Origin of the sequence: Micromonospora sp. U21 (assembly GCF_018070045.1) — a bacterium.
GTDB lineage: Bacteria > Actinomycetota > Actinomycetes > Mycobacteriales > Micromonosporaceae > Micromonospora.
The window spans coordinates 299,242-314,319 of sequence record NZ_JAGPYK010000002.1; the positions used below are offsets into that span (position 1 = coordinate 299,242).

The window sequence follows — 15,078 nt, forward strand, 5'->3', positions numbered from 1 at the left end:
TGGACAACCGTCGATCAGTCCCATAGCGTCCAACGGGTATGCGCAGGACCCTGCCGGCCGTCACGACGGCCCTGCTGCTCGCCCTCACCTCCTGCACCACGCCGAAGTCCGGAGGGCCACCGCCCACCGGGCCGCCGCCGACGCCCGCGGTCACGCCGACCGCCTCCCGGCAGGACGCCGCCCAGGCCGAGCAGACCATGGCCAGCTTGCGCCGGGTGGACGACCTGCCGCTGTACGAGATGACCTACGTCGGGGCGTACGACCCCACGGTGGGCACCGACGCGACCCCGCCCAGCCCGTTCGGCTGCTCGCTGTTCGTCGCCGCGGGCGACCCGGCCCGCCCGGTGTTCGCCCGCAACTTCGACTGGGACGCCAACCCGGCGCTGGTGCTGCGGACCGATCCGCCGGACGGCTACGCGGCCGTCTCGCTGGTCGACATCTCCTACCTCGGGGTCGGCGCGGACCCGGCCGGTGACCGGCGGCTGCTCAACGCGCCGCTGCTGCCCTTCGACGGGATGAACGAGCGGGGCCTCGCGGTGGGTTTGGCCGCGGACGACGCGGCGACGGTCCGCCCCGATCCGGGCAAGCCGACCGTCGGTTCGGTACGGATCCTGCGGCTGGTGCTGGACCGGGCCGCCACGGTCGACGAGGCGGTCGCCGTGTTCACCCGGCACAACCTCGACTTCGACGGCGGGCCGGCACTGCACTACCTGCTGGCCGACGCGACCGGGGCGTCGGCCGTGATCGAGTTCGTTGATGGTGAGCTGCGGGTGGAGCGGGGCACGGGCGGCTGGCAGGCGCTGACCAACGTGCCGGTGGCCGGGGTTCCCGAACAGCGTCGTCGCGAGGACCACCGGTACGGGCAGATCGCCGCCGCGCTGACCGAGGCCGGCGGGGTGCTGGACGCCACCGCGGCACACCGGGTGCTCGCCGCCGTCCGGCAGGGGCACACCCGCTGGTCGGTGACGTACGGCCTGCGCAGCGGCGAGGTCCGGCTGGTCACCGCGACCGGTGGCGGCGAGCGGCGCTACCAGCTGCCGATGAGCTGACGTCCCCGGCGCACGCGCCCTGCGACGTGGCCGGGCCCGGCCCCCGGAGATCGGGGACCGGGCCCGGCGTCGTGCTCGGTGCCTGTCAGTTCAGTGCTCGGTGCCTACCAGCTCAGGTAGCTGGGCTGGGTCTGCACGTTGAGCTCCTTGTACTTGACCAGCTTGGCCGACCAGGTGCGCCAGTCGTTCAGCTCCAGGACGTCCAGGCCCTTCACCATGTCGTTCGAGTAGATGTGCCCGTTGTAGTAGTACGCGGACCAGGTGCCACCGCCGACGAACGTGTCGGCCGACAGCGGCCCGCGCTCCCAGAAGGCGATCTCCTTCGGGTTGGACGAGTCGGTGAAGTCCCAGACCGAGATGCCGCCCTGGTACCACGCCTGGACCATGATGTCCCGCCCGAGCACCGGGATCAGCGAGCCGTTGTGCGCCACGCAGTTCTCGGTGTCCGCGTTGTTGCGGGGGATCTTGTAGTAGCTGCGGAAGTGCATCGTCCGAGCGTCACCGCGACCGGTGATGTCGTAGATGGCGTCCGCGCCCCGGTTCGGGCCGATGGCCTCGTTGCAGGTCGCCGCGCCGCCGCCACCCAGCTCGTCGGTGAAGATCACCTTGGTGCCGGCGTTGTTGAACGTGGCCGAGTGCCAGAACGCGAAGTTGACCGTGTCGCGCACTCGGTTGATCACCCGGGGCGCCTCCCGGTCGCGGATGTCGAGCAGGATGCCGTCACCCATGCACGCGCCGGCGGCCAGGTCCTTGGCCGGGTAGACGGTGATGTCGTGGCAGCCGGTGGTCGCCGACCCGGTCCCACTGCCCGGGAAACCGCCGTCCGGGAAGAGGTTCGGGGCCGCGATCACCGAGGCGTCGGTCGGCTTCTTCACCGGCACCTTGATGATGGAGATCGAGTCGTGCGGCGGCTGGCAGTCCGGGAACTCGGCCCGCGGGCTGTACGACGAGACGTACAGGTAGACCGTCTTGCTGCTCTTGCCCGGCACCAGGGTGTGGGTGTGCGAGCCGCAGGCGGTCTCCACGGACTTCACGTACCGCGGGTTGGCCTTGTTCTTGATGTCGAAGACCTTGATGCCCTCCCAGGACCCCTTCACGTCCGCCCCCTGCGCCGTGCTGTTGCAGGAGTCGTCGCTGCGGGACGAGTCGGTGGAGAGGAAGAGCAGGTCACCGTGGACGGAGATGTCATTCTGCGACCCCGGGCAGAGGACCCGGGACACGACCTTCGGCGCACTGGGCCGCGAGATGTCGTAGATGACGAAGCCGTTGTAGTTGCCGGCGAACGCGTACTTGCCCTGGAAGGCGATGTCGCTGTTGGTCGCGTCCAGGGGAGCGACCTTGGGCACGTTGGCGATCTGGCGCAGGTTGGGGCTGCTCACGATCTCGTCGACGCCGGGGATGGTGTTCGCGGCGGCGGTCGTCGGAGCCGACTGCGACGCGACCTGAGCGTTGCTTGCCGGGGCGACGAGGACGCTGGCGACGAGCAGCCCGGTCGCGGCGAGGCCGACGATCCGGAGTTGTCGTAACCGTGGCATGTGGAGTCTGATCATCGGCGAGGCCCTTCGCAAGGGGGAGACGATGGTCGACACCTTACCGCCGGATGAAGAGCATCGATGTGACCTGGGTCACATCGAACCGTTCTCCTCAATGGATAGCATCGCGATGACCTCGACCCCAGGGAGTGGCCCATGACCAGTCGGCGCACACGGACCCTTGCGGTCGTCACACTGACGCTCGTGCTGGCGCTGGTGGCGTTCGTTCTGGTCCGCGCAGGCGGCGACCACGAAACGGGCGCCGCGCAGCCGGTCTCCGCACCTGCCACCTCGACACCGGCGGCCAGCCCCGTTCCCACCGACCTGACCGTCATCGTGCCCGGCCGTCCGGGCGAGTCGGCGACCACCCGCCCGGCCCACGAGGTCCGCGACGCGGGCCCGGCCCCGCACAACTCGTTGGACGTCATGTACGTCCGGATGATGATCCCGCACCACGCGCAGGCTCTGGAGATGGCGGAGCTCGCCCCCGACCGCGCCGCCGACCCGGACGTCCGCGCCCTCGCTGAGCGGATCCGGGCCAGCCAGGGGCCGGAGATGGGCATGATGCGCGGCTGGCTGCAGACCCGCGGCCTCTCGCCCGAGGCCCAGGGGCACGACCACGGCACCATGCGGGGCATGCAGTCGCCGGAAGCCATGCGGCAGTTGGCCGCCGCCCGCGGCGCCGACTTCGACCGTCTCTTCGTCCGGATGATGACCGAACACCACCAGGGCGCCATCGAGATTTCCACCGACCTGCTCAAGGTCGGCTCCGACCTGACGCTCAACGAGTTCGCCAACTCGGTCGCCACCGAGCAGACCGTCGAGATCGACCGCATGCGCGAGGTCCTCGGCAACTGAGCCCGCCCGCCCGGCAGCTCGGGCCCGCACGCACGGCGCCCGGGAGATGAGGCCGCTCGGCACGTACGCTGGGTGACCGTGAGACGCACGATGTTCGGTCGCCCGCTGCGCGGCGTCGCCTTCGACGTGGCCGTCTCCGGCCTGGTGGTGCTCGTCGGCCTGGCCGGCGCGGCGAACCAGCCGGGCGGCTGGGCCGCCACGCTGGTCGGCGCGGGGATGGCGGTCGCGCTGCTGTTCCGCCGCTCGCACCCGGGCGCGGTGACCGTGGTGGTCGCGGTGCTCGCCCTGGTCCAGGTGATCGCCCAGTGGGGTCCGCTCCCCTTCGACGTCGCCGTCCTGATCGCGCTCTACAGCGTGGTGAAGTACGGCGAACGGCTGCGCGACGGCGTGCTCGCGGGTGCTGTCGCCGCCGTGGGGGTGCTGCTCGCCGCCGCGCAGACCCAGGGCGTCATCGACTGGTGGGTGACCGCGCTGTGGTACGCGCTGGTCACCGGCGCGGTCTGGCTGTTCGCGCTGAACGTCCGGACCCGCCGCCTCTACGTGGTGAGCCTGGAGGAGCGGGCCAGCACGCTGGAGCGTGAGCGCGAGGCCGAGTCCCGCGCGGCGGTCGCCGAGGAGCGCACCCGGATCGCCCGCGAGCTGCACGACGTGGTGGCGCACAGCATGGCGGTGATGATCGTCCAGGCGGACGGCGCGCGGTTCATGCTGGACCGCGACCCCGAGCAGGCGCGTACCGCCGTCAAGGTCGTCGCCGACACCGGCCGGCAGGCCCTGGAGGAGATGCGGCGGCTCGTCGGCGTCCTGCGCGACGCCGGCCCGACCGGAGCGGGCGGGCCCGTGGTGGCCGCCGACCCGGAACACCGCCGGCTGGCCCTGGCCGAGCTGCCCGACCTGCTGGCCCGGTTCCGCGACGCCGGGCTGCTCATCCGGCACACCGTCGACGGCGAGCCACCGGCGCTCCCACCCGGCTTGGAGTTGACCATCTACCGCGTGGTGCAGGAGGCGCTGACCAACGCGCTCAAGCACGCCGGCGTCGGTGCCGGCGTCGAGCTGACCCTGACGTACGGCGCCGACGCCGTCGTGGTCCGGGTCGTCGACGACGGTCGGGGCCGGCCGGTGGTCAGCCCGGCGCCGTCCGGCGGTCACGGTCTGCTCGGCATGCGGGAGCGGGTGACGGTGTACGACGGCAGCCTCACCGCCGGCGCCCGGCTGGCCGGGGGCTGGCAGCTCGAAGTCCGGCTGCCGCTACCGTCGGAGCCCGCAACGGAGGTGATCGCGGCATGACGGTCCGAGTGGTGATCGTGGACGACCAGGCGCTGGTGCGCGCCGGGTTCCGGATGGTGCTGGATTCCCAGCCCGACCTGGAGGTGGTCGGGGAGGCCATCGACGGCGCGGACGCGCTGCGGGTGCTCGCCCGCACCGAGGCCGACGTGGTGGTGATGGACATCCGGATGCCGACCATGGACGGCGTGGAGGCGACCCGGCGGCTCTGCGCGGACCGGCCCGCCGGCCCTCCCCGGGTGCTGGTGCTGACCACCTTCGACACCGAGGCGGACGCGTTCGCCGCGTTGCAGGCCGGGGCGAGCGGCTTCCTGCTCAAGAACGTCCCGCCGGAGGAGCTGCTGGCCGCGATCCGGGTGGTCGCCGAGGGCGATTCGGTGGTCGCGCCCTCCATCACCCGGCGGCTGCTGGACCGGTTCGCCGGCCAGCTCGGCGCCGGCCCGACCACCGACCCCCGACTGGAGCAGCTCACCGAGCGGGAGCGGGAGGTGCTGCTGCTGGTCGCGCAGGGGCTGTCCAACGCGGAGATCGCCGCCCGGGTACACGTGGCCGAAGCGACGGTGAAGACCCACGTCGGGCGGATCCTGGCCAAGCTCCAGCTGCGCGACCGGGTCCAGGCGGTGGTGCTGGCGTACGAGAGCGGGCTGGTCACGCCCGGCGGATGACCCGGCGTACGACCTGGGTCGTACCGCGCGGCGGGCGCACCGCGACCCGGGACGCACCCAGGTCGAGCGCGCAGGTGGAGATCGACTGACCCGCGCCGGCCATAGCGTTTCAGGGGTCCGATCCGCACCCTGACCGGGAGCCCCACATGTCCCTCGCACCTCCCGCCCACGCCGGCAACGGCGTTGCGGTCACTGCCCGTGGCCTGGAAAAACGGTACGGCAGTGGTCCCGCCGCGGTCGTCGCGCTCGACGGGGTCGACCTCGATGTCGCCGCCGGCCGGTTCACCGCCATCATGGGGCCGTCCGGTTCCGGCAAGTCGACGCTGATGCACTGCCTGGCCGGGTTGGACCGCCCGAGCGCCGGCACGGTCGGGATCGGCGCGGCCGACCTCGGCCGGCTCGACGACCGGCGGCTCACCCTGCTGCGCCGCGACCGGGTCGGCTTCGTCTTCCAGAAGTTCAACCTGCTGCCGGCGCTGACCGCCGAGGAGAACATCGTGCTGCCGCTGGCCATCGCCGGCCGGCGGCCCGACCCGGGCTGGCTGCGTCAGGTGGTGGCGGCGGTGGGGCTGGCCGACCGTCTGCGGCACCGGCCCGCGGAGCTCTCCGGTGGCCAGCAGCAGCGGGTCGCGGTGGCCCGCGCCCTGATCACCAAGCCGTGGGTGATCTTCGCCGACGAACCGACCGGCAACCTGGACTCCCGCTCCGGGGCGGAGGTGCTGCGGCTGCTGCGCGAGGCCGTCGACACCCTGGGCCAGACCGTGATCATGGTGACCCACGACCCGGTGGCCGCCGGGCACGCCGACCGGGCGGTCTTCCTGGCCGACGGACGGCTGGTCGGCGACCTCGCCGCACCCACCGCCGAGCAGGTGCTGGACACCCTGGCCGGCCTCGACCCCGCCCGCCCCGTGCCGGCCCGGGGGCGGTGACCGCGATGATCCGCCTGACCCTGCGCTCACTACGCGCCGAGGCGCTGCGCATGCTGCTCTCCGCGCTGGCCGTCGTGCTCGGCGTCGCGTTCATCGCCGGCACCCTGATCCTGGTCGACGGGATGCGTGCCGGCGCGTACGACCGGGCCGGCACCTTCGATCGGCACACCGACCTGGGCGTCTACGCCACCGGCGATCAGCCGCTGCCCGCCAGCCTCGTCGACCGGGTCCGGGCGGTGGACGGGGTGGACGCCGCCGCCGGCGAGCTGACGAACACCGGTGGGATCGTCGGCGCCGACGGCCGGCCGGTGCTCGGCTTCACCGTGCTCGCCGCCATCCCCACCGAGGACGCGCTGCGCTCGTACGACGTCGTCGCCGGCCGGCTGCCCGACCGTGCCGGGGAGGTGGTGCTCGACGCGCCGACGGTCGCCGAGGAGGGATTCTCCCTCGGCACCCCGGTCCGGATCGGCGGCACCGGCGGCGCTGCCCGCCCGTACACCCTGGTCGGCGCCGTCGACGTGGCCGGCACCGCACGCGACGTCGGCGGTCCCTTCATCGGCCTGGTCGGGCCGGACGCGCTCGCGGTCACCGGCGAGCGTGGATACGGCCGGATCATGGTGGCCGTCCGGCCGGGAACCTCCGCCACGGCGGTGACCGACCGGGTGCGCGCCGTCGTGGGCGCCGACGCCAGCGTGAAGAGCCGACAGCAGATCCTCGACGAGGCCGTCGACGACGCCGTCCGGGACCTCGACACGTTCACCATGGTGCTGCTGATCTTCGCGGGCGTCGCCGTGGTGGTGGCCGGCTTCGTGATCGCCAACACCTTCGCGATCGTGCTGGCCCAGCGCACCCGGCGGACGGCGCTGCTCCGGCTGGTCGGCGCCACCAGGGGGCAGGTCTTCCGGGCCGCCCTGCTGGAGTCGGCGGTGGTCGGGATGGTGGCCTCCGCGCTCGGGGTGCTGCTCGGGGTGGCCCTCGCGGCCGGGATGCGGCTGCTGTTGTCCCGGCTGGACATGCCCGTCACCGGCGGGCTGACGGTGGCCGCCTCCACCGTGCTGACCAGCCTGCTGCTGGGCACCGTGCTCACCGTCGGCTCCGCGCTGCTACCGGCCTGGCGGGGCACCCGGATCGCCCCGATCGCCGCGCTCACCGACGCCGCGGTGCAGCCCAGCCGGGGCGCGGGTTGGCTCCGGCTGGCTCTCGGCGCGGTGGTGCTGGCCGCCGGCGTCGCCGCACTGGCCGGCGCCGCCGACGCCGGTCAGGTGCTGCTGGTGGCCGTCGGCGGGGTGCTGGCCTTCTTCGGGATCGTGCTGTTCGGGCCGGTGCTCGTCCCGGCGCTGGTCCGGGCCTTCGGCTGGCCGGCCCGCCGCCTCGCCGGGGCGACCGCCTCGCTCGCGGTCGCCAACGCGGTCCGCAACTCGCGCAGGGTCGCCGCGACCGCCACCGCCCTGGTGATCGGCATCGGACTGGTGTCGGCGTTCGTGGTCGGCGCGCACAGCACCAAGGAGGGCATCGAACGCAGCGTGGACACCCAGATCGGGACCGACTTCGTGGTCAGCGGCATCGGCCAGGACCTGCCCGCCCCGCTCGCCGGGGAGCTGGCGGCCCGCCCCGAGCTGGGTGTCGTGCACGAGCAGCGCAGCGCGGTCAGCGCCGGCCTCGAGGTCCGCTCCGCCCACCCGGCGCTGGTCGGCCGGACGCTGACCGGCGTGCTCGCGGGTGACGTCGGCCGGCTCGGGCCGGGGCAGGTGCTGGTGCGGCAGGAGCTCGCGGAGGCGCGCGGCTGGCAGGTGGGCTCGCCGGTCACCGTCCGCGGGCGGCCGTTCCGGGTGGCCGCGATCGTCGCCGCCGACACGGCGGCCAACGGCGCGCCCGCCGGTCACGTCATCGACATGGTCGACGCGGACTTCGCCGCACTCTTCCCCGATCAGCGGGGCTTCCTCGCCGAGATCGAGCCCGCCGCCGGGGTGGGTGCCGATCGGGCCCGGGACGCGATCGAAGCGGTGCTCGGCCGGTACCCGACGGTGAACCTGATGGACCAGGGCGCGTACAAGAAGATGCTCACCGGCACGGTGGACATGCTGCTGGCCCTCGTCACCGCGCTACTCGGCCTGGCCGTGGTGATCGCCCTGGTCGGGGTGGCGAACACACTGAGTCTCTCGGTGGTGGAGCGCACCCGGGAGAACGCGGTGCTGCGGGCGGTCGGGCTCACCCGCGGCCGGATGCGGGCCATGCTGGCCGTGGAGGCGGTGCTGATGGCGCTGGTCGGCGCGGTGCTCGGGGTCGGGTTGGGCACCGGGGTCAGCGCCGCCGCGATGGCCCTGCTGGCCCGTCTCGACGAGGAGTTCCAGCTGGTGCTGCCGCTCGGTCAGCTCGGGCTGATCCTCGGCGTCGCCGTGCTGGCGGCCCTGCTCGCCTCGGTGCTACCGGCCCGCCGGGCGCTGTCCCGGCCGGTCGTCGAGGCGCTCGGCGACCTGTGACCCGCGACGCGGACGGACATCCGCCGGCCGGCCCCGCCGTCTTCCTCGGCGGCGGGACCGGCCAGCGGTGCCGGGTCTACAGGCGCTCGACCATCGGGCCGGCGCACCGGTTGCGGGTGTCGAAGACGTAGCGGGCGTGCCGGACCACGAGGTCGTAGTCGAAGCTGTCGTGGTCGGTGACCACCACCACCGCGTCCGCCGCCCGCACCTCGCGCTCGGTCAGCCCGACCACGGTCACCCCGGCGGGAATCTGGTGCGCCTCGGCGTACGGCTCGACCGCGTGGACCTCGGCGCCGAGGGCCTGCAACCGCCGGGCCACGTCGACCGCGGGGGAGTCCCGCATGTCGCCGGTGTTCTTCTTGTACGCCAGCCCGAGCAGCAGCAGCCGGGCCCCGCTGACCGCCTTGCCCGTCCGGTTCAGCCCAGCCATGATCCGCTGCGCGACGTGCTCGGGCATCTCGTGGTTGACGTCGTTGGCCAGCTCGATGAACCGGAACTGTCGGCCGAGGCGGCGCTTGACCTGCCAGGACAGGTAGCACGGGTCGATCGGCAGGCAGTGCCCGCCGACGCCGGGGCCGGGGCGGAACGGCAGGAAGCCGAACGGCTTGGTCTCCGCCGCGTCGATCGCCTGCCAGACGTCGATGTCCAGGTGGTGCGAGAGCATCGTCAGCTCGTTGATCAGCGCGATGTTGACCTGCCGGAAGGTGTTCTCGATCAGCTTGGTCAGCTCGGCGACCCGGGTGGAGTCCACCGGTACGGTGCGCTCCACGAGGCGCCGGTAGAACCCGTCCACCCGGGCCAGCGACGCCGGGTCCACACCGGAGACCACCTTCGGGGTGTTCTCCAGCCGCCAGGTCGGGTTGCCCGGGTCGATCCGCTCCGGGCTGTAGCCGAGGTGGAAGTCGCCCGGGCTGTGCAGCCCGCTGGCCGACTCCAGCAGTGGTCGCAGCAGCTCCTCGGTGGTGCCCGGATAGGTGGTCGACTCCAGGATCACGGTGCTGCCCGGCCGCACGTACGGGCCGATCGCGATACCGGCCTGCTCGACGAAGCTCAGGTCGGGGGTGCCGTCGCGCAGCGGGGTGGGCACGGTGATGACGCAGATGTCGAAGCCCTCGGCGTCGGCGTACTCGGTGCTCGGGTGGTACCGGCCGCTGCCCAGCGCCCGGCCCAGCCGGTCGGTCGGGATGTCCTCGACGAACGACTCGCCGGAGGCGAGCCGCTTCACCCTGTCGGCGTCGACGTCGAGGCCGACCACGTCCAGGCCCGCCTCGACGGCTCGCATGGCCAACGGCAGTCCGACGTACCCCTGGCCGATCACGACCAGCTTCTCAGCGCTCACCCGGGCTCCCGCGGCAGATGGGGAAATGACCTGCTGAGAGCCTAGAGAGGTCTTCGGCGACGTAAGTCCGTTTTGGGGAAATCGGTGCTGGTGGGGCGGATGGGCCGCCCAGCTCAGCCGGCTGGTGGCCCCGCTGGTTCGGTCGGCGGGCTCGTGGTGGTGGACGGCTCGGCCGAGGGTGACGGGTCGTTGGGCGGCGGGGTCGTCGGATCGATGGGCGTCGGGGTGGTCGTACTCGGCGTCGGCGTCGGCGTGCTGGCCGTCTCGCTGGGCTGTGCGCTCGGCGTCGCGCTGACCGTCGCCGACGGGGTGGTGTCGGGGACGTTCGGCCGGTTCGGCCGGGTCGGTTTCTCGGTGATCTCCTCATTCACCGCCGGCAGGTCCATCTGGCGAGTCGTCTCCGACGTCGGCGTGGTGGTCGGCAGGTTGACCGCCGGGACCTCGCCGGCGTTCCGCGCCGCGCCCAGGGCGGCGCCGAGGCCGACCAGCGCGACCAGGGCGGCCGCGGCCGCGCCGACCAGCGGACCACGGCGTCGCCGACGGCCGGCCACCGCCGCGCCGAGCGGCACGTCAGTGCGGGTGCCCGGTCCGGCGTCCCGCAGCGGGGTCGCCGCCGTCACCATCGCGGTGGGTGGCTCGCCGCCGGTCACCGCCAACCTGGCCGCCTCGGCCATCGCCGCGCCGCTGCTGAACCGATCGAGCGGATCCTTGGCCAGTGCCTGGGACACCAGGGCGCGGACCGCCTCCGGGATGTCGTGCGGCAGCTCCGGCGGCTCGTCGTCCAGATGCCGGACGGCGACCTGGAGCGGGTTGTCGCCCGTGAACGGCGGACCGCCGGTGAGGCAGCAGTACGCCACCGCGCCCAGGGCGTAGATGTCGGTGGCGCCGCTGACCGGCCGGCCGGCAGCCTGCTCGGGCGCCATGTAGAGGGCCGTGCCCGGCACCGCGTTGGTGCTGGTGATGCTGGTGACGTTGGTCGAACGGGCCACGCCGAAGTCCACCAGGACGACCGTGCCGTCCTCCTGCACCAGCAGGTTGCTGGGCTTGACGTCGCGGTGCACGATGCCGCCGCGGTGCGCCGCGTTCAGCGCCTGGGCCGCCTGGGCCACGATCGACGTCGTCTCGGCCACGTCGAGCCGGCCGGCCGCCTCGATCCGCTTGGACAGCGGCTCGCCGTCGACGAACTCCATGACCAGGTAGTCGGCCCGACCGCCGTCGGGCAGGTCGTCCTCGCCGCAGTCGTAGACCTGGACGATGCCCGGGTGCCGCAGCGCCGCCATGATCCGCGCCTCGGCCCGGAACCGGGCGATGAAGTCGGGGTCGGAGACCAGCGCCGGCAGCAGGACCTTGACCGCGACCTGACGGCCGAGGACCAGGTCGGAGGCACGCCAGACGTCGCCCATGCCGCCGGTGGCGACACGTTCGTCAAGGCGGTACCGACCGCTGAGCACGACCTCCGAAGACAACACGGCATTACCGTACCCAGAGCGGCGTGGAACGGCGCGCCGCGGCTGGTCGGCCGGGTGGCCGTACCGGCCGGGCCATCCGGTCTGACCTGTGTGGACATGGACCGGGTTGTGACGCTGCGGCAACATTCTGTGACGAAACCCGACACACGGCGGCGTACGCTTGCCCGGCGACGGCGGAAAAGCGCCCCTCGGGGCGCGGAGCGTCCGCTGGTCACGATCCGTTACGGCGACGCGCCGTTCGGCGGGCTAGATAATTGTCACTCTTCCGTGACGTGGTGCCGACTTGTCGCCCCTTTGGTTGCCTCCTAGCGTTAGCCCGGCTCGGGCCAGCCGGGGGGCAGCGCGTCGAGAACCGCCCGCCGTGGCGCTGGTCCAGACATCCCGCCCCGACCCACCATGGCGCGGGCGCGATCACGTTCGGCGGAGGGGCGGTGCGGTGCGGGAGCTGGTCGGGCCAACGGTTCACGCCGCCTGGAACGCTCCGGTGCGGTGGATCCGGCCGGGGCGCCCCGGACGATCCGTGGCCCGCGGATGACCGGCGAGCTGTCGGAGGCGGTCACCGCAGCGCAGGACGGAGACGAGGACGCCTTCCGCTTTCTCTACCGCAGCCTCCAACCCGGTCTGCTGCGCTATCTGACCGCCCTGGTCGGCGCGGACGCCGAGGACGTCGCGTCGGAGACCTGGCTGCAGATATCCCGCGACCTGCCCAGCTTCACCGGCGGCGAGTTCCGCGCCTGGACCGTCACCATCGCCCGCAACCGGGCGATGGACCACCTGCGCCGGCTGCGCCGCCGACCGTCAATGCCGGTTCCGGTGCAGGCGCTCGCCGACCTGGCCGGCGACGCAGACACCGCTGAGCGGGCGGGCGAGACGATCGGCACCGAGGCGGCCCTGGCCCTGATCGCCACCCTGCCGCCCCGCGAGGCCGAGGCGGTCCTGTTGCGGGCCGTGATCGGCCTTGACGCGGAGTCCGCCGGCCGTGTGCTGGGCCGCCGGGCCGGCGCCGTCCGGACCGCGGCCCACCGAGGCCTGCGACGGCTCGCCGCCCTGATGGAACGGCAGGAACCGGTCACGCCCCCGGCCGACGGTGTCGGGCCGTCCCTGGCCGCCGACGGCGTCGCGCCGTCGGTGGGCGACGAGGGTGTCCCGCCGCCCCGTCCGCGCACCGGCCGGTCCCCGCGGACGTCGCACGCTGAACCGGCGGACGGCTGACGTGAGGGGATTCCGGATGAACCCGAACCGGTCCGACCGAGGGGCCGAGCGAGCCGAGACCGAACGGCTGCTCGACGCGACCCGCGCCGGCGCTGCGCCGGACGAGGTCCGCACGTCCACCCCCGCCGACCCGGACGCCGTGACGGCCGAGGTCCGCGCGTCCACCCCCGCCGACCCCGACGTGAACGTGGCGTACCCGCTGGCCCGGCTTCTCGCCGCGGCCGCCGGCCCCGCCCGGCCCGGCGAGCTGGCCGGTGAGGAGGCCGCACTGGCCGCGTTCCGGGCCGCTCGGGCCAACCCGGCGCCCACCGTGGCCCGTCGGCCGCACCGTCGCCGGCTGACCACCAGCGCGGTGGCCTGGACAGGCGCGCTGGCGGCCACCGCGACCGCGGGCGCCGCGTTCGCGGCGGTCACCCTGGACCGGGCGCCGGACCCGGTTCCGGTGCCACCCAGCAGCCCGTCGCCGACCCTCAGCGACGTCGAGGCGACCCCGTCCCTCGACCGCACCGCCGCGCCCAGCCGGTCCACGCCCGGCACGCCGTCCGCCACCAGCACGCCGTCCACGATCGGCACACCCTCCGCGGGCGCGGCGAACGTCGACCAGTTGCGCGGACTGTGCCGTGCCTGGCAGGCCAAGAAGCCCGAGCAGCGGGACAGGGCGCTGCGGACGCCAACCTTCCAGGAGCTGGTGACCGCCGCCGGCGGCGCCGGCGAGGTCGAGGCGTACTGCCAGCGGTTGGCGCCCGAGGCGAAGCCGTCCACATCGGCGAAGGTCAAGCCGTCACACCCGGCGACCGGCCGGCCCGCCCCGGAGTGAGCGTCCGACGGCCGGGGGCGTTCGTTCCGCCCTGCACCGGGAAATTCGTCTGTTAGACAGAGGTTGGTGGCGCCGCGGACGGCCCCCGACGGTGTCGGTGGGTGGGTGGGTTTACGGTGGCACAGTGTTCCGGAGCCGGCGCACGGAGAGGAGCCCGACCGGTGGTGACGTCGCCCGAGCTGGACCGCAGCGCGATCCTCCGCGAGTCCGGTGCCGCAGGCCGGCACCTCGCCCGGATCTGCTTCAAGACCGGCCCACCCACCCGCACCGGTGTCGAACTGGAATGGACCGTGCACGACGCCGCCGACCCCGCCCGACCCGTCGATCCGGCCAGGCTGCGGGCGGCGCTGGGGCGGCACAGCCCCGTCACGCTGGACGCCACCAGCCCGGCCGAGCCGCTGCGACACGGCGGCACGGTGACCGTGGAGCCGGGCGGCCAGCTCGAGATCTCCACCCCGCCGCGCTCCTCGATCGCCTCGTTGATCCAGGCCACCGAGGCCGACATCGCCCAGGTCACCGACCTGTTGGCTGCCGCCGGGTTGATCCTCGGCCGCAGCGGCATCGACCCGCACCGCCGGCCTCGCCCGGTGCTGGAAACTCCCCGCTACCGCGCCATGCGTGGCGCCTTCGACCGACGCGGCCCGGCCGGCCGGACGATGATGTACAGCACCGCCGGCCTGCAGGTCTGCCTCGACGCCGGCGAGCCGGACCAGGTCGCCGCGCGGTGGTCCGCAGCCCACGCGGTCGGCCCGCCGCTGCTCGCGGCCTTCGCCTCCGCCAGCCGGCACGCCGGGCGGCGCACCGGCTGGGCCTCCGCCCGGATGGCCGCCTGGCTGGCCATCGATCCGGCCCGCACCCGCCCCGTCTGGGCGCCGGGCCGCGCCGACGATGACCCGACCGCCACCTGGATCCGGTACGTGCTCGCCGCGCCGTTGCTCTGCCTGCGCCGGCACGGCCCGGACTGGACCCCGCCACCCGGCGTGACCTTCGCCGACTGGCTCGACGGCGCGCTGCCCCGCCCACCCACCACCGACGACCTCGACTACCACGTCAGCACCCTCTTCCCGCCGGTGCGTCCGCGCGGCTACCTGGAGCTGCGTTACCTGGACGCCCAGCCCGGCCGGGACTGGCGGCTCCCGACGGCGGTGCTGACCGCCCTGTTCGCCGATCCGGGCACCGTTCGCGCGGCGTACGCGATCGGCGCGCCGGTGGCGCACCGCTGGTCGGCCGCCGCCCGGCACGGCCTGGCCGACCCGGCCCTGGCCACCGCCGCGGCGGCGCTCTTCGACCTGGCCCTGACCACACTGGCCCGGCTCGACCTGCCGGGCGGCACCCACGACGAGATCCAGCGTGACGTACGCCGGCGGCTGGCCGCCGCGGAAAGGGGAGACCGGTGAGCGCGAGGAGTGAGCCGGGGTTGCGAGCCCCGCAGCCGGGAACGAATGGC

General features: G+C 73.8%; 12 protein-coding genes. 9 read left to right on the forward strand and 3 right to left on the reverse strand.

The features are described from left to right. The first annotated feature begins 38 nt into the window (after window positions 1–38). On the forward strand, window positions 39–1,049 hold the full coding sequence (locus KBX63_RS04110) for a linear amide C-N hydrolase (protein WP_210908337.1): 1,011 nt from the start codon (window positions 39–41) through the stop codon (window positions 1,047–1,049). Between the two features lie 104 nt (window positions 1,050–1,153). On the opposite strand, the gene KBX63_RS04115 is transcribed toward KBX63_RS04110, so the two are convergent. Beyond that, complete coding sequence (locus tag KBX63_RS04115; protein WP_210908338.1) at window positions 1,154–2,599, reverse strand: LVIVD repeat-containing protein; 1,446 nt, start codon at window positions 2,597–2,599, stop codon at window positions 1,154–1,156. A gap of 138 nt (window positions 2,600–2,737) precedes the next feature. Between KBX63_RS04115 and KBX63_RS04120 the strand changes: the two genes are divergently transcribed. From KBX63_RS04120 to KBX63_RS04140, 5 genes are all read left to right on the forward strand, one after another. Further along, complete coding sequence (locus KBX63_RS04120; protein WP_210908339.1) at window positions 2,738–3,439, forward strand: DUF305 domain-containing protein; 702 nt, start codon at window positions 2,738–2,740, stop codon at window positions 3,437–3,439. Between the two features lie 72 nt (window positions 3,440–3,511). Beyond that, window positions 3,512–4,723 carry a sensor histidine kinase gene (locus tag KBX63_RS04125; protein WP_210908340.1) on the forward strand — a complete coding sequence of 404 codons (1,212 nt, stop codon included), beginning with the start codon at window positions 3,512–3,514 and terminating at the stop codon, window positions 4,721–4,723. After that, on the forward strand, window positions 4,720–5,385 hold the full coding sequence (locus KBX63_RS04130; RefSeq protein ID WP_210908341.1) for a response regulator transcription factor: 666 nt from the start codon (window positions 4,720–4,722) through the stop codon (window positions 5,383–5,385). Before KBX63_RS04125 ends, KBX63_RS04130 begins: the two co-directional genes overlap by 4 nt. Window positions 5,386–5,531: 146 nt before the next feature. Next, window positions 5,532–6,314, forward strand: coding sequence for an ABC transporter ATP-binding protein (locus KBX63_RS04135; protein ID WP_210908342.1), 783 nt, complete (start codon window positions 5,532–5,534; stop codon window positions 6,312–6,314). A gap of 5 nt (window positions 6,315–6,319) precedes the next feature. Further along, window positions 6,320–8,794, forward strand: a complete 2,475-nt coding sequence (locus KBX63_RS04140) for an ABC transporter permease (protein WP_210908343.1) — start codon at window positions 6,320–6,322, stop codon at window positions 8,792–8,794. A 76-nt stretch (window positions 8,795–8,870) separates the two neighbouring features. Here KBX63_RS04140 and KBX63_RS04145 read toward each other — a convergent pair whose 3' ends face one another. After that, entirely contained in the window at window positions 8,871–10,133 is a 1,263-nt protein-coding gene (locus KBX63_RS04145; protein WP_210908348.1) for a nucleotide sugar dehydrogenase, read from the reverse strand. A 113-nt stretch (window positions 10,134–10,246) separates the two neighbouring features. Beyond that, on the reverse strand, window positions 10,247–11,602 hold the full coding sequence (locus tag KBX63_RS04150; protein WP_307871606.1) for a serine/threonine-protein kinase: 1,356 nt from the start codon (window positions 11,600–11,602) through the stop codon (window positions 10,247–10,249). Window positions 11,603–12,133: 531 nt separating this feature from the next. Between KBX63_RS04150 and KBX63_RS04155 the strand changes: the two genes are divergently transcribed. The 3 genes from KBX63_RS04155 (at window position 12,134) to egtA (ending at window position 15,028) form a co-directional block, all read left to right on the forward strand. Continuing rightward, the gene (locus tag KBX63_RS04155) at window positions 12,134–12,814 is read left to right on the forward strand and encodes an RNA polymerase sigma factor (RefSeq protein ID WP_210908351.1); all 681 of its coding nucleotides are present in this window, start codon (window positions 12,134–12,136) and stop codon (window positions 12,812–12,814) included. 16 nt (window positions 12,815–12,830) lie between these two features. Then, a complete protein-coding gene (locus KBX63_RS04160; RefSeq protein WP_210908352.1) occupies window positions 12,831–13,631 on the forward strand; it encodes a hypothetical protein in 801 nt (266 codons plus the stop codon). Between the two features lie 161 nt (window positions 13,632–13,792). After that, entirely contained in the window at window positions 13,793–15,028 is a 1,236-nt protein-coding gene (egtA, locus tag KBX63_RS04165) for an ergothioneine biosynthesis glutamate--cysteine ligase EgtA (protein WP_210908354.1), read from the forward strand. Window positions 15,029–15,078 lie beyond the last annotated feature (50 nt).

Bases quoted from the DNA above. Each gene is read 5' to 3' on its own strand.
- KBX63_RS04130 (WP_210908341.1), top strand. From the start codon at position 4,720: ATGACGGTCCGAGTGGTGATCGTGGACGACCAGGCGCTGGTGCGCGCC.
- KBX63_RS04120 (WP_210908339.1), top strand. From the start codon at position 2,738: ATGACCAGTCGGCGCACACGGACCCTTGCGGTCGTCACACTGACGCTC.
- KBX63_RS04115 (WP_210908338.1), bottom strand. From the start codon at position 2,599: ATGATCAGACTCCACATGCCACGGTTACGACAACTCCGGATCGTCGGC.
- KBX63_RS04160 (WP_210908352.1), top strand. From the start codon at position 12,831: ATGAACCCGAACCGGTCCGACCGAGGGGCCGAGCGAGCCGAGACCGAA.
- KBX63_RS04110 (WP_210908337.1), top strand. From the start codon at position 39: ATGCGCAGGACCCTGCCGGCCGTCACGACGGCCCTGCTGCTCGCCCTC.
- KBX63_RS04140 (WP_210908343.1), top strand. From the start codon at position 6,320: ATGATCCGCCTGACCCTGCGCTCACTACGCGCCGAGGCGCTGCGCATG.
- KBX63_RS04135 (WP_210908342.1), top strand. From the start codon at position 5,532: ATGTCCCTCGCACCTCCCGCCCACGCCGGCAACGGCGTTGCGGTCACT.
- KBX63_RS04155 (WP_210908351.1), top strand. From the start codon at position 12,134: ATGACCGGCGAGCTGTCGGAGGCGGTCACCGCAGCGCAGGACGGAGAC.